We start from the raw sequence: 14609 nt of genomic DNA, 5'->3' as shown, positions 1-14609 counted from the left end.
GACCAGGCGCGGGCCTGACGTCATTCGCCGCCGCCTCCCGCATGTTGCAGCGCGGTCCCGACCAGGCCGAAGCCCCTGTGGGGAGTCCTGCCGAGAGCCGCGAACACCGTCGGAAAGACATCGGCGTGGCTGGCCGGTCCCCGCGTGATGCCGGGTCCCGCCGCGGCCAGCCACGCGGTGCTCTCCGCCTTCGAGCGGCCGCCGTGCCCGCCCTCGTCCCGATGGCCGTGGTCGGTGACGACGATGACCGTCCACTCCTCACCGCTGCGTTCCGCGATCGCCGCGGTGATGTCGCCGATCCGGGCGTCCGCTCTCTCGACGGCCTCGCGGTACTCAGGTCCGATGCCATGGCGATGGGCCACCGAGTCGGGCTCGCCGAAGCAGACGAAGGCGGCATCGACCTTGTCGTGCCGCAGAACGCCGACGGCGTCGCGCGCGACGGATTCGTCGGCTTCGTGGTACCCGAGCTTGTCGCCGTTCATCATCATCAGCCGGGAGGGCGGCCGGAATATTCTCGTGGCCAGCGGCTGCCAGGCGGCGGCCACATAGGTGCGCACGCTTTTGTCCATCCAGGTGAGTGCGTGCAGAAAGTCGGGGAAAGAGGCCAGCCGATTACCGGCAAGACTGTTGTCGTACACCCCGTGGAAGGCCGGCCAGACGCCCGTCGCGACGGTGGCCCACAGTGGTCCGGAATTCACCGGTGCCTGATCGCTCACGCTGAATTCGCTCAGGAACCCGGCCTTCACGACGGTGTCGAGGTGGGGGGTGCTGGCCTCCTGCAGCGTGTCATGGCGCACACCATCCACGCCGATGACGATCACTTTGCGATCGGGCATACGGGACACCTCCGGTTGATCTTCATCGAATATTTCCCGTGCCGAAGCACGTGCCGGGATTCCGCAAGATGCCGGTGATCTGCTCGGTTATCTCGACAGGTACCCGGTGGTCAACGGCCGAAGGCTCGTACGTGACGTGCGCGACATAGCCGGGCTTCTGGTTCACCCACATGACTTTCAACTTGCGGTAATAAGGGTCGGGGGCGGTTATCGGTATTTCCTCCACCCGCACTCCCGGAAGTGTCAGATCCTCGTTCCCGTTACTGTCGACGCCCATGTCGACCTTGACGAACTCCGGCCCTCCGAGCGCCTCGAGTACCGGGTCGATGCTCGCGTCCCGGTGGCGTTCCGCGGCGCGCCAGTCCTCACGGACGGCGACGACGAGGTCGTCGAAGGACCGGACGCCGAGTGAGTTGACCCGGGTGAGCCGGATGTCCGAGAAGAAGCCGACCGCGTGCTGGACGGCCGGGGTGTTCCTGTTGGCGATCTGCGTCCCGAGCAGCACGTCACGTTGCCGCATGACACGGGAGACCGCGACGCCGGTCGCGCAGAGGAGCACGGTGAACGGCGACACCCTCAGGGCACGGGCGAGTTCCAGCGTCCGGGCCGAGCAGTCCGCGGGCAGGGCCAGCTCGTGATGCCTCCTGGCCGGCTGCGGGGACGCCGCCTGGACGGGTGGCGGGGCGGGCCAGCGCACGGTGCCGGTGTAGCCGGAGACGATCGAGGCCCAGAAGGGCACGGCCGAGTGCCGCAGCTCCCGCCAGGAATTCCTCTGCAGCTGGGCGAACTCGCCGTAGCTCATCCCGAGCGGTGGAAGCGCGGCCGGCCGGCCGGTCAGCCGTGCGGCATACAGCTCGGCGAGATCCCGGACGATTATCACGTACGACAGACCGTCATAGACCAGGTGACTGATGGTGATCGAAAGGAACACACACCCGGCGACGTCGTGCAGCTCGGCCCGGAAGAGGGGCCTGCCGTCCACGATGTCATCCATGGTGTGACGTCGCTGCAGGAGCACGTGCGCCAGCGAATCGACGTCGTCGGCCGGAGAGGCGCTCGTGCGGAAAGGGTCCTGTGGTTCCGCGTGGACCTGCTGCACCTGGCCCGATCCACGGCTGCCCATGGTCGTGCGGAGGGCCGCGTGACGCCTGACGAGATCATCGACCGCGAGGGAGAGGCACGCCCTGTCGATCTCTCCCTCGAGCCGGTAGAGCCGCACCTCGTTGCAGCAGGCCGCACAGTACGGAATGCGCCGGTAACGCTCCAGCTCCACCTCTTGCTGAAACGACAGCGGATGGTGTTCGACGTCCCGGAGATTCACCGCCGGCCCTCCGGCCCGGGCGGGTCTTCCGACGCGTCGCGGGGCAGCAGGTCCCTTACACGGGCGGCGAGTTGCCCGGGCGTCGGTTCGGAGAACACGGTCTCGAGTGCCAGCCGGACGCCGAGGCGTTCCTCGATCTGCGAGACGACCTCCAGCGCGGCGAGCGAATCGCCGCCCGCATCGTAGAAGTCGGCGTCGGCCGAGTCCGGCGTCTCGCCGAGCGCCGTCTCCCAGGCGGCCATGACCTGCCCCGCGATCACGTCGTCGGAGGCCTTCTCCCCGCTCCCGGCCCGCGCGTCGGCCACGCCCGGATCGGTGAGGGTCGGTGCTGCCGCCGGCTCCCCGTAGTGGGGGTCCCAGTAGCGCCGCGTCCTGAACCGGTAACCCGGCAGCGGCACCCGGCTGAATCCGCCACCGCTGAACAAGGGGCCGAACCGCACGTCCACACCCGCTTGCCAGATCGCGGCGAGCGCGGCCACCACCGCGCCGGCCGCGTCGCCGTGGCCCGGTACCTCGTGGCCGTCGATCCGGACCGGTCCGGCGCCCGTCATCGAGACCCGGATGCCGTCCCCTGGTTCGCCCGCTCCCGTCCGCTCACGGTCCCAACTGCCCTCGGCGGCGCGGGTGAGCGCCTGTGGGACCGGGATCTCTCCGGTGAACGCCGCTGCCGCGGCCGTGCCGAGTCCGGATGCCACGATGCGCGTCGGCTCGATGCCGTGCGCCGCCCACATGCGGGCGAGCGCGTACTCGAACGCGCACTGGGCGACGGCACGATCGCGCTCGTCCCACTGTTCCGCGGACAGGGCGGGCACCACGTCTTCGCATCGACCCCACGCCTCGTGGAAACCGGGGTGCCGACGGGCGAGTTCCCGCACCAGTTCCGGCGTCGCACCGGCGTCGGCCGGGAAGCTGAAGGTGATCTCATCGAGGGCACGACGGTGCGCCGGCTCGGCGGTGCGGAGCAACCCCGCCACCTCGCCCAGGTCGTCTCCGGTCACCGCACAGCGGTAGTCGAACGCCTCGCGTCCCTCGGCGAGGGTGAACGCCGCGTCCGGCAGGCCGATGTCACCGGACAGCGCCTCCGCCAGATCCCGCAGCTGCAGCCGGAGCGATTCGGGGTTCTTGGCGCTGACCAGCAACGGCCAGTGCCCGTGACGCGGCGGCGGAGCGGGGCGTTCGGGTGCCTCTTCCAGCACCAGGTGAACGTTCGTGCCGCCCACGCCGAAGGCACTGACACCGGCACGACGCGGCCGGTCGTCCGGCCACGGTTCGCACGCGGTGGGGATACGGAAGGCGCTCTCTTCGATACCCAGAGCCGGATTGGGCGTCTCCACGTGGGCGCTGGGGAAGATGACGCCCTCTTCCAGGCTGAGCACGGTCTTGATCAACCCGACGACCCCGGCTGCCGCGTCCAGATGCCCGATGCTGCTCTTCACCGCGCCCAGGGCGCACGAGCCGCGTGGTGCCTCCCTGTCGAACACGTCCCTCAGGGCGGCCACCTCCACCACGTCCCCGAGGGCCGTCCCGGTGCCGTGGGCCTCGACGTACCCGATGTCGCCCGGCCTCACGTCCGCGATGGTGTGCGCCATCGTGATGGCTCCGACCTGACCCGAGACGCTGGGCGCGGTGTAACCGACCTTGTCGTTCCCGTCGTTGTTCAGGCCGTAGCCGGAGATGACGGCCCGGATCACGTCTCCGTCGTGGATCGCGTCGGGCAGCCGCTTGAGCACCACGACTCCGGCACCGTCGCCGGGTACGGTGCCCGCCGCCTTCGAGTCGAACGTCCGGCAGTACCCGTCCGGTGACAGGATCGAGCCTTCCTGGAAGACGTAGCCCTCCTCCGGGAAATCGATCGCTGTACCCCCGGCCAGCGCGATGTCGCACTGGCCCATCAGCAAGGCCTGCGCCGCCTGCGTGACGGCGACAAGAGAGCTGGAGCAGGCGGTCGACACGGTCATGCTCGGCCCATGCAGGTTCAGCTTGAACGACACACGCGTACTGAGGTGATCAGCGGTTCCGTTGATCACGTGCTTCAACTCGTTCGAGGTGACCGGGGCATACGAGTTCTTGCTGCACGCACCGAACACGCCGGCGCGCGCACGGAGCCGTGGCGCCGCGTAGCCCGCGTCCTCCAGCGCGTGCCACGCCGTCATGAGGAACAGGCGGTGCTGCGGGTCCATGGCCGTCGCGTCCGACGTGGAGAAGCCGAAGAACTCGTTGTCGAACATGTCCGAGTCACGGATCATGCCGCGCGCGGGGACGTAGCGCGGATCATCAAGTCGCCGTGCCGGAACGCCCCGGGCGAGCAACTCTTCGCGCGACAGGCGCGTGACAGAGTCGGTTCCCTTTTGCAGATTCTGCGCGAAGCGCCGATAGTCCTCCGCACCGGGAACGCGGCATGCCAATCCGATGACTGCTATTTTGCGAGACTCGGGCATATCGCCACAACCTCCATCTGTTCGCGCCGGGCCTGCTTCCGAATGCGTGCTCGGTAAACGCTCTTTGATCAGACCTGACCCTGCTTCGCGAACGAACCGGCAGGCATGGCGATGGCCGCGAGTCGGCGTCGGTCGATTTTCCCATTCGCCGTGAGAGGCAGCCGGTCGACTACGGCCCAGAGCGGGGGAACCATATATGAGGGCAGATGGTCCCGCACCCGGTCTCTCAACTCGGCAGGCGTCACCGTCGTCTCCGGCGCCAGCCGTACCGCGGCAATGAGCCTCTTGTCGGCGCTGTCGCCGTCCGTGACCGTCACGACCGACTCCTCGACTTCCGGCTGAGCGGTCAGAAACTCACTGATCGCCCCCGGCTCGATACGGAAGCCGCGCACCTTGACCTGGTCGTCCACCCGGCCCAGAAAGCGGAGCCGGCCGGCCCCGTCGATACGCACCAAGTCACCTGTGCGGTACAACCGCTCGTCCACGTCGGGCGAGAAGAAGCCGAAGGACCGATCTGTTTCCGTCCTGTCGTTGAGGTAGCCTGCCGCAAGTCCTTCCCCGGCGGCATACAGTTCTCCGACAGCCCCGGGCATCAACAGCCTCGCACGATCGTCGAGAACATATATCCGCGTTCCGGGAACGGGTAGGCCGATAGGGATCTGCCCGTCGATGTCTGCGGGGTCGTGAAGCGAATGGACCGCCGTGAAAGTCGTGTTCTCGGTCGGACCGTATCCGTTCGTGATCACAAGGCCGGGGTTCTCCGCCAGAGCACGTTTGACGTGCTCGTGGGGCACCACGTCTCCACCCGTCAGGAGCTGTCGCAGGCAGCCCAACGATGTCGCCGCGAAGTCCTGCACGAGCCTGAAGAGGCCCGCCGTGAGCCAGGCCACGGTGATCCGGCGTTCCTCGAGGAAAGCGCCTATCTCGCCGGGGGTGAGCAGGTCCGGCGGACAGACCTCGAGCGTCGCTCCCGTCAGCAGGCTGCCCCAGATCTCGACGGTGGAGGCGTCGAAGGCGAGTGACGACAGACGCAGACAGCGCTCCCCGGGGCCCAGCGTCAGATAGTCGGCACCGTGCACCAAGCGGATCACCGCGCGGTGCGGAATCGCCACACCTTTCGGCTCCCCCGTCGAGCCCGAGGTGAAGGCGATGTACGCCAGTCGGCCGGGGTCGGGCCGGGCGGGCGTCACCCCCGCACCGTCGGCCTCCCATCCCCGGCGCCACGGACTGACCGGAGGAACGCCGAGCGACGCGAGCCGAGCGGCCCCGTCGCCGGCCACGATCGCGGCGGCGGGGGCCGCCTTGGCGATGATCTTCCCGGTGTGGGAAGGGGGTTGCGTGAGATCGACTCCGACATAGGTGGCTCCCGCCCAGAGGGTGCCCAGCACCGCCACGGTCTCCGCCACCGAGCGCGGAACGGCGACCAGCACGGTGTCGCCCTCGCGGACGCCGGCGGTACGCAGCAGGCTCGCCTGCTCGGCCGCGGCGGCGGCCAGTTCGGAGTAGGTCAGCGCCGATTCCGCGTCGCGCACGGCCGGCACAGCGGGCCATCGCTCCGCCGCCTTACGGAAGAGTTCGTCCACAGATGAATGCGGGAAGTCGCGAGGCGTGTCATTGACGGCTTCGAGTATCTTCCGCGCCTGGGCGGATATACACCGCACATCCGCCAGCGTCATGCCTGGACGGTCCTCGGCCGTCGCCTTCGCGAGCTCTTCCACCGCGGCCGAACAATTCGCGACGAATCTCTCCGCCTCGTCCCTGTTCCACAGGTCCGTCGCGTAGTCGAGATGCCCCTCGAACGACCCGCCGGTTCCGGTCGGCCGCAGAGAGAGAACGCACTGCGCCGCAGGTTCGGCAGCGTAGGAGATCCGGACGAGCTGACCAGGTGAGAACTCCTCCCTGCCCAGGCTCCGTTTCAGCGTTTCCGCAACGCTGCGCACGAACGCGTGCGGTGCGAGGTCGTCGTCGACATCGATACGGACCGAAACCGGGTTTTCGGGGACGGCGACGCCGACCAGCAAAGTGCTCGCACCGGTCAATCTGCTCAGCGTCAGGCCGAACGCGGCGAGAAGGACGGGGAATCGGGTGTCAGCGGGCAGCCCGGCGGGGAGCCGACCACTGCGCATTACCGGCGCTCTCCGTCACCCGCGCCCATCAGTTGGCCGAGCAACTCCGCCTGGTTTCGAACGGTGGGAGCCCGAAGGACGTCGATGGCCCTGATCGTGAGACCGGAGGATTGTGTCAGCTTACCGATGAGAGAGATGAGCACAAACGAATCCCCGCCGGCGTCAAAAAAACCGGTGTCGTCGTTGAACGTGTCATAGCCCAGCGTATCCCGCCAAGCGGAACGGACGAGACCGATGAGATCAGCTTTACCGTTTTCCATGATCTACGCCTCTCCAATTGACCGGAAGCCGTAGTATCGCGCTCGAGTCGAGGTTTGTCTAAAGTCCGGACTGCGTCATTGGCAGAACAACGGCCGGCCGGTTGACTGATGCCCGCGCCGGAATTCAGGCGCGGGCATCGCCGCCTCAGCCGGCCCGGTGACGGAGGTCTGTCGCCGCGGACCCGAACGTTTCGGAGTCACCCCCGTAGTCCTCCAGGAGGTGCTGCCACGAACTCAGATACTGCTGGATCAGCCAGGCCACCACGTCGGCGCAGTGCGGCGGGATCGCGGACATCGTCTCGGGCCACTTGCGCAGCACCGTCTCGTGCGCCCAAAGCCAGCGCAGCAACTCGCGCCCCCGGTCCGTCGAACGCACGGCCGGATCGCGGGCCAGCCGGTCGAGGTACCTGCGGACGTCGGCTGCCGAAGAGGCGACGGGCGGCGCACCGCGTCGCGTGAGGCCGGCGGTCCCGCGCTCCACCGGGACCGCGGACCGTCCCCCGCCCTCCTGCCGGCCGGCTCCCTTCCGCCTGCCCGGCGGCGCCGCCTCAAGGCCCTGGTCGAGACGCTGGCGTACGTCGCGCGCGGTCCCCAAGGAGATCCCGGCCTCCCGGGCCACCTCGCGCAGCGTCGCCTCGGGGCGCTCGGCGATCACCTTGGCCGCACGCAGCCGCCCCTCGGACGCGGCGAGCGGGCGGGCTCTCCCGTCCGCCCCCTTCCGGACGTTCGACTGCGGAATATCCGGGCTTGAACGCCGGATCGCCGCCACCGTCTTGTCGGACAGTCCGGCGCACCGGGCGATCTCCCGGTTCGACAGGTCCGGGTGGCTCCGGATGATGCGCCGGGCCGCCGATTTCCGATCGGCCATGGCCAGCGGAAGACCGTGCGCGGTGTTCGCCTCCACCGCACGCAGAAAGGCATCCGTCTCCGAACCGTCGAAGAACTCCACTTCTATCTTCGTCTTGCCATTGAGCCTGGCCGCACGCAAACGGTGCATCCCGTCGATTACTCGCATAGTCTGCCGGTGCACTAAAATCGGAGGCGTTTCCGTCTCCGCGAGAACGCGAACATGATCGAGGTCTTCCCCGTCCAGCCGCGGAGAGTCCGCATCCTTCAGTTCGTCGATCCGGACGAACTGGCGTATCGGACGTTGCTCCACAATTGCTCCCTCTTCTGTGCAATTCCAGTGCTTTGGTGATCCGTTTCCAGTCGGAGTCGGTCTACGCGGACACGGCGTCGCGTGACATGCGAAGGGCATCGGCGAGCGCCATGGCGGCCTGGTCCAGGTCGTGGGCGTCGCGCCGGCCGGAGTGCCCGACGTTCAGCGTGGTCATACCGCCGGGTGCTCGGCCGTGCCCCACCACGACCCGGGCCAGGGTGAACAGGTTCGCCTGCAACTGACTCAGTCGGACGTCGTCCGGAAGGACGAAGGCCGTACAGGCCGCGCTGCGGAGTTCGGCGACAGGGGTCAGATCGGCCTCCTCCGCGCAGCGCCGTCGGAACCGCTCGGCGGAGGACCGCCGTTGGGCGATGTAGGAGTCCAGGCCGGTGTCCTGGATCAGGGATACGGACAGCTGGAGCCCGAGCAGTGCCGCCGCCGGCGGTGGCGCGGGCGGCCGGTCGCCGAGATGGGCGCGCAGGTCCAGGTAGCCGCCGAGCCGCGTGGGCGCCGCCTCCTCCAGCGCGGCGAGTGCCCGTGGGCCGAGTGCGACCAGGCTGAGGCCCGGCGGTGCCATGACACCGCTGGCGGAGGAGGACAGAGCGACGTCGACACCCCACTCGTCCATCCACAGGTCGTCGGCGCAGAAGCTCAGGGTGGCATCGGCGATGACCATCGACGGCAGGTCCTTCAGGACGCGCAGCACCGCCGCGAGATCGGTCAGGGTGCCGTCCGCGGGATCGGCCATGGCCATCAGGACGAAGCGTGGAGGGGGCCCCTCGGCGAGCTGCTCGGCCAGCGTCGTGCTGTTCACGCCCGCGCCGAAGACGGCCTCCGAAACGGCGACGTGCATGCCGAGCCGCTCCACGACCGGCCGCCACCGGCGGACGGCGGAGCGCCCGCCGGCGATGAGGAACCGGTCGCCCGGGCGGCCGAGCGTGCCGACCACCGTCTCCAGCGCGAGTTCCTCGGGACAGGCCAGCGGCAGCACCCGGCCGGCGGTGCGGAAGAGCGCGGGAAGGGTACTGCCGAGTTCCTGGCGAGCCGCGGTCACGAACGGGGCTCCGGCGGCGACGGGCTGTCCGCCGAGCAGGGTGCGCACCTCTCCGGGGAGGTGCGGCGTCCCAGGGACCCACCAGTCCGCTTCGAGCAGCCGATGTATGGCCGCTCCCGTGCGCTCCGGTGTCGGCGTGGCTTGTGCCGGCTGTGTCCATTTCCGGCGGTCAACGGCCCTGATCAGCAAGAAGTGCGGCACGAAGATCAGCGAGCCGGCCAGCGTGAGCACGATCAGGAGCGTGCGCAGAACGCCTGCGGAGGTGCCGAAGGCGATGAGCGCCGCCATGATCGGCAGCTCGATGGGGGACAACAGCCACAGGACCCGCACGACCCTCCGGAACGTCCGGCGCAGGCGTGGATGCTCCAGGATGTTCGCCGCGTCGGGCCGTATCTGCCGGACGACGGCGATGTAGACAGCCTGGACCACGGTGAGCGCCGAGACGAGCGCGACGTTCCCCGCCTGCGGATGCGCGCGCAGGAGCGCCGCGCCCGCCCCTGCGATCAGCGACATGTTGCCGATCCAGTGTGCGAGCTGCTCCAGGAGCGTGCCGGAGACCGAGGGCCGGTTCCTGGAGCGTGCGAGGTCGCCGTCGACACAGTCGAACAGGATGGCGACGAGGACGAGGGAACCGGCCAGGACCTGACGTCCGGCCGCGAGGGCGACGGACGCGGTCACCAGCAGGATCGCCCAGGCGACGGTCACCGCGTTCGAACTGAGCCGCGAGTCGCGGAGCTTCGGCACCAGCCATCCACTGGCCAGTTTGAACGGTGTGTAGAGCGGCGGGTACGACGGACCGGTGTTCTTTCGCGCGTCGCCGGACACGGGTTTATTCCGGCGCGTCATCAAAGGTGATGTCGGGGGAGAGTTCGGCGGCGATACTCTCCGCCTGCCACGGCTCCAGCTCGGGCGAGAGGCTCGCGAACTCCGGCGCGCCACCCGTCACATCGGGCTCCAGCTCGAGCGGCGATTCCCCCAGACCCTCCGCCGGGCTATTTTTTTCTTTACCCTTGCCCATTTCAATTCTCCTTTGTTGAACAGAGAAGAACAACCGGCCGATCGATTATCAGTCCGCTTTCCAGGGCTGTCAACCTCGATCAACGGTGCCCGTTTTGTTCCCGGAGGCGTCGAATGCAACGCCAATTTCTTTGCAATTTCCCCCGAGGTGGGGGCATCGCGTCTCAACCTTTTTCGGATGCGACCTCCAGGACGTAGACGCGAGCCAGGTCCTCGACGCGTTTGGGCACGAGCGCCGCATCGGCCGTCGCCAGGAACACCAGGCCGGTGGTCGAAGCCGAGTGCAGCCGGGTGCCGATGGTGTCGCCGGTCCGCGTGGACATCCGCACCTCCACCACGTCCGGCACCCGGGCCAGTTCCTCGGCGGTGGACACGCGGACCACACGGCCGGGCCGCACCGGCAGGTCGCAGTTGGCGATGACCTCGTCCCGCAGCGGAACGACCGGACCGCTCACCCCTGCGGGGCGGCCGAGCGAGGTGTCCATGAACACCCGCCAGAGGTCGATGCCGTACTTCATCTCCACCGCGTCGACGATTCCGCCGCCCGCCGGGCGGCAGGAGATCTCACCGATCACGAATCCGTCCGCGGTGCCGAACAACTCCATGTGCGTCACCCCGGTGTCCAGCCCGAGGGCGTTCACCGTGGCCTGGTGCAGTTCGCGGATCGTGCCGACCGCAGGGTCGTCCTCGGGCAGCAGATACGAGCCGGTGAAGGCGTCCGTCCGGCCCAGCAGGGGCATGAAGTACCGCTGCACGGCCGCGAATTCGACATGCCCGTCCGAGACCACCCCGTCACAGTGGTACTCACCCTCCATCGCGACGAACCGCTCGACCAGCAGGGGGCACGCCGCACGGCGCAGCCCGTCCGCGGCGGGCGAGGCGAGCAGTTCGGTCAGCTGCTGGGCCGAGGACACCAGGAAGGTGTTCATCGAGCCGGTACCGAGGGCCGGCTTGATCACCACCGGCCACCCCAGCTCGGCCGCCGCGGCGGGCGCCTGGTCCGGCGATCCGATCACCCGGTGCGCGGCGACGGGCAGGCCCGCCGCGGTGAGGGCGGACTTCATCACCGCCTTGTTGGAGAATCGGTTCGCCGTCTCGAAACCGATCCCGTCCAGCCCCAGGAACGACCGCAGATAGCCGCCGGCCGGAAGGCTCCGCTCGGACGGAGCCACCACGTGATCGACCGGCTGACGCCCCAGCAGGTCCAGGGCCACCCGGCGGACGGCCGTCAGGTCGGCGATGTCATCGACGAAGTGCAGCCGCTCGTCCGGGCTGTACATCCGTGCGTACGAGCTTTCGGTGATGACATCGATCTCGGCGTCGGGTGCCACCGCGCGGAGCCGGTCCACCGCCTCCGACTTGCCGGAGTTCACCATCAACACTTGAGCGGGCATGACCGTTCCTTTTCGTTCGAGCCGATGGCGCAACTCCGCCTGTCTGTCCCGGTTCCGGTCCGCCCGGTCATGCCGGCACCGCCCGCGCGCGGTCGAGGTACCACAGGACATAGGCGTAGACGGCGAGCCAGGCCTGCGGTGTGACCAGCGCCCGCTCGTACTTCAGCCAGCCCGCGAGAGCGTCTGCCGCGCCGATGTACAGCCTGGCGCGCAGGACGGACGGTTCGTCCACCGGACCGAGTCCGGCCAGCAGCCGCTCCTCGAGCCGCTTCAGGTTGCCGTCCACGGTGAACGGGGTCGTCAGCCCGGAGAGGTCGAGCGTGCCGTTCGGCGCCGCGGGCAGTTCGGGCAGCAGCGCTTCGGACGTACCGTCGGCGATGGCCTGGAGCAGGCCGCTCATCGGCAGCGCGCTGTGCAGCAGGGTCGCGAAGTCGTAACTGGGGTCGCCGAACCCGATGTCCGGCCGGTCCCGGCCGTCCCACACCGTGCGGGGGTCGACGAAGACCGGGGAGCCGTCCCCGCGGCGCAGCATGTTCTTCAGGTGCACGTCCCCGTGCACCAGGCACCCGGAGTCGGGCAGCAGCGAGGCGGCGGTCTCGTCCAGCCAGCGCGTCATCGCCGCGTACCCCGCCGGCCTGGCACCGGTCGGGAGGACGACGTCCGCGTCGAGTACCGCGGCCAGGTCCCAGCCGGGGAAGAAGCTCCGGAAGGTCGTGACGAACCCCTCGTGTTCCACGATCGCGTGGAAGCGTTCCCTGAGGAGGTAGTCCGCGACGGTGGGCCGCTGCGGTCTCGCCGTCGACTCGTAGAGGACGCCCAGCGACCGAAGGTGGGGTTCGAGCACCGCCGACGCGTCCCCGGCGAGTACGAATTTCGCCTTGTCGTCGAAGACGACGTTGTCGAGGGTGAGCGGATCGACCTGCTCCATCAGGGACGTCGCCTGCGCGCCCTCGCGGTGCACACCGTGCACCACCGGGAACAGCGGGGGGTGACCCTGCGCGGTGAGCCGGGAGTTGACGTCGGCGACGAACGCGGTCTCCGCGTCGATGACCGCGCGCGGCCCGACCTTGGCCACGAGCGGGACGCCCGCCTCGAAGGCCACGATGCCCAGCGAGTCCGCACCGTTGGCGTAAGTGGCCGTCACCCCGTTCGGTACGGCGGCCCGATCGGCCCCGGCGGCCTCGGCCCAGTCGCGCAGACGATCGGCTGTGAGCATGTCGATGACCGCGCGGGTGTGCGCCACGCTGTCGGCGATGCCGGTGACGAGGAGACCATCGCGTGATCCGCCCAGCACCATGGTCCAACGCAGCAGGAAGCGGCCTTCCTCGACATCGGTGTGCGGCACCTGCGCCGCGTCGTCCTCGCCGAACCGGGCGATGGACCGGCTGAGCGCGCCCAGATGGGCGTGCCTGTCGGGCGGCTCGGTGCTCGCCGCGACCGCGGTGATGCCCAGCTTGGACAACTGCCCTGCCGCGGTGGACAACAGCAGCATCTGGTTGGTGCAGCCGGAGAGCTGCGGGAACCGCTCGCCGACTCCGTGGCCGGGATAGGCGAACACGACGGAGACCTGGTCCGCGGGCAGAGGCGTACCGTGCCGCTCGAAGACCGCGCGCACGACGGCACGCTCCTGGTCGGTCGTGGTACGCACGGTGCCGTGCAGGTCGGGAGTCGTTGCGGCCGGGATAGTCACGGGTTCGGCGCTCCTAACGGGATTCGGCGGACACGTTCTTGGCGATGGACTCGATGATCTCGGCGGCGCGCACGGGCATCAGCGAGAGCAGCACTTCGCTGAATCCGTGCGTGGCCTCCGCGAAGCCCTGGAGGTAGATCCGCGGCCGGAAGTCCTCGGCGCTCTCGATGGCGTAGTCGCGCCGGATCGCGTAGCGCTCCGGGGTCTCCATCCGCAGGTGTCCGGCGAGTCCGGCCAGTGCCGGGATCGGCATCGGATAGCGGTACCCGGTGGCGAGGATCACGGCGTCGGCGTCGACCTGGCTGGTCGCGCCGCTGTCGAGGTGGAAGTACGTGGCCGTCGCACGGTCGGCGTCCGAGTGGGCCCCGACCAGTTCGGTGAGCCGATGGAGGGTGAGCGCACCGCGCCTGGAGGACAGGTCCTCGTAGTACTCGCGGTAGATCTGCGGAATGAGGTCGTAGCTCACACCGGTGTGGGCGGCGAGGCCGTAGTCGTCGATGATCCTCTGGCGGAACTCGCCGCTCTGCCGGTAGAACCAGTCCGGGAACTCGGGCAGGAACAGTTCGTTGACGAAATGGGTGTCGTCCTCGGGGCGCATGGCGAAGCCGCGGATGTTCGTGGTGATCCGCGCGTTCGGATAGGAACGGCGCAGGTGCATGAACACATCGGCGGACGTCTGGCCGGAGCCGACGACATTGAAGTGGTACGGCGCGGACAGGTCGCCGAACCCGGTCTCCAGCCGCTCCCGGGTCTCGGAGGCGTGGAAGACCCGTTCCCCGAGTTCGACGCCCTCGGGGACGTTCGGAACGCCGCCGGGCGCTATCACCAGATTGCGGGTGAGCACCGCGCTCGTCTCCCCGCCGGCCAGGTCGCGGACGAGTACCCGCAGCAGGTCCGTGCCGTGCTCGCCCGGCACGGCGGTCACCTCGACGACCTCGGTGCCCCATCGGACGATGTCGTCGAACTGCTCGGCGGCCCAGGCGTAGTAGTCGTTGAACTCTACGCGCGTCGGGTAGAAGGTGCGCAGGTTGATGAATTTCGCCAGCCGGTCCCGGCCCTGCTCGGCCAGGTAGTTCAGGAACGAGTAGCGGCTGCGCGGGTTGCACATCGTGATCAGGTCCTTGGTGAAGGACACCTGCATTTCCGCACCGTCGAACATCAGCCCGGAGTGCCAGGCGAAGCCGGGTTTGCGGTCGAAGAAGAGCGAGCGCAGCGGGCGGCCGGACTCCTCCAGGGCTATCGCGACGGCCAGGTTCGAGGGACCGAAACCGATGCCGACGAGATCATGGACGTCCGGTTCGTTGAGGTGCACGT

General features: G+C 68.8%; 11 protein-coding genes. All 11 read right to left on the bottom strand.

What is annotated here, in order from left to right:
* Positions 1–20 precede the first annotated feature (20 nt).
* Positions 21–836, bottom strand: coding sequence for an alkaline phosphatase family protein (locus AB0D93_RS01310; RefSeq protein ID WP_362110915.1), 816 nt, complete (start codon positions 834–836; stop codon positions 21–23).
* A 22-nt stretch (positions 837–858) separates the two neighbouring features.
* Positions 859–2157 carry a condensation domain-containing protein gene (locus AB0D93_RS01305; RefSeq protein WP_362110912.1) on the bottom strand — a complete coding sequence of 433 codons (1299 nt, stop codon included), beginning with the start codon at positions 2155–2157 and terminating at the stop codon, positions 859–861.
* Positions 2154–4595 carry a beta-ketoacyl synthase N-terminal-like domain-containing protein gene (locus AB0D93_RS01300; RefSeq protein ID WP_362110909.1) on the bottom strand — a complete coding sequence of 814 codons (2442 nt, stop codon included), beginning with the start codon at positions 4593–4595 and terminating at the stop codon, positions 2154–2156. Before AB0D93_RS01300 ends, AB0D93_RS01305 begins: the two co-directional genes overlap by 4 nt.
* A 68-nt stretch (positions 4596–4663) precedes the next feature.
* Positions 4664–6721, bottom strand: a complete 2058-nt coding sequence (locus tag AB0D93_RS01295; protein ID WP_362110906.1) for an amino acid adenylation domain-containing protein — start codon at positions 6719–6721, stop codon at positions 4664–4666.
* Positions 6721–6981 (bottom strand): acyl carrier protein, encoded by a 261-nt coding sequence (locus tag AB0D93_RS01290; RefSeq protein WP_362110903.1) that lies wholly within the window; start codon positions 6979–6981, stop codon positions 6721–6723. Before AB0D93_RS01290 ends, AB0D93_RS01295 begins: the two co-directional genes overlap by 1 nt.
* Positions 6982–7126: 145 nt before the next feature.
* Positions 7127–8140, bottom strand: a complete 1014-nt coding sequence (locus AB0D93_RS01285) for a ParB N-terminal domain-containing protein (protein WP_362110900.1) — start codon at positions 8138–8140, stop codon at positions 7127–7129.
* A 61-nt stretch (positions 8141–8201) separates the two neighbouring features.
* Positions 8202–10019 (bottom strand): aminotransferase class V-fold PLP-dependent enzyme, encoded by a 1818-nt coding sequence (locus AB0D93_RS01280; protein ID WP_362110897.1) that lies wholly within the window; start codon positions 10017–10019, stop codon positions 8202–8204.
* Positions 10020–10023: 4 nt separating this feature from the next.
* A complete protein-coding gene (locus AB0D93_RS01275; RefSeq protein WP_362110894.1) occupies positions 10024–10212 on the bottom strand; it encodes a hypothetical protein in 189 nt (62 codons plus the stop codon).
* 163 nt (positions 10213–10375) lie between these two features.
* Positions 10376–11605, bottom strand: coding sequence for an ATP-grasp domain-containing protein (locus AB0D93_RS01270; RefSeq protein WP_362110891.1), 1230 nt, complete (start codon positions 11603–11605; stop codon positions 10376–10378).
* Positions 11606–11672: 67 nt separating this feature from the next.
* Positions 11673–13295, bottom strand: coding sequence for a phosphotransferase (locus AB0D93_RS01265; protein ID WP_362110888.1), 1623 nt, complete (start codon positions 13293–13295; stop codon positions 11673–11675).
* Positions 13296–13308: 13 nt separating this feature from the next.
* The gene (locus AB0D93_RS01260) at positions 13309–14607 is read right to left on the bottom strand and encodes a SidA/IucD/PvdA family monooxygenase (protein ID WP_362110885.1); all 1299 of its coding nucleotides are present in this window, start codon (positions 14605–14607) and stop codon (positions 13309–13311) included.
* Between the last annotated feature and the right edge of the window lie 2 nt (positions 14608–14609).

It is taken from the genome of Streptomyces sp. NPDC048191 (assembly GCF_040652655.1).
GTDB lineage: Bacteria > Actinomycetota > Actinomycetes > Streptomycetales > Streptomycetaceae > Streptomyces.
This window is presented reverse-complemented; position numbering and strand designations above follow the sequence as displayed.

Excerpts from the sequence above, each read along its gene's own strand:
- AB0D93_RS01310 (WP_362110915.1), bottom strand. The coding sequence starts at position 836 with ATGCCCGATCGCAAAGTGATCGTCATCGGCGTGGATGGTGTGCGCCAT.
- AB0D93_RS01300 (WP_362110909.1), bottom strand. The coding sequence starts at position 4,595 with ATGCCCGAGTCTCGCAAAATAGCAGTCATCGGATTGGCATGCCGCGTT.
- AB0D93_RS01295 (WP_362110906.1), bottom strand. The coding sequence starts at position 6,721 with ATGCGCAGTGGTCGGCTCCCCGCCGGGCTGCCCGCTGACACCCGATTC.
- AB0D93_RS01290 (WP_362110903.1), bottom strand. The coding sequence starts at position 6,981 with ATGGAAAACGGTAAAGCTGATCTCATCGGTCTCGTCCGTTCCGCTTGG.
- AB0D93_RS01275 (WP_362110894.1), bottom strand. The coding sequence starts at position 10,212 with ATGGGCAAGGGTAAAGAAAAAAATAGCCCGGCGGAGGGTCTGGGGGAA.
- AB0D93_RS01270 (WP_362110891.1), bottom strand. The coding sequence starts at position 11,605 with ATGCCCGCTCAAGTGTTGATGGTGAACTCCGGCAAGTCGGAGGCGGTG.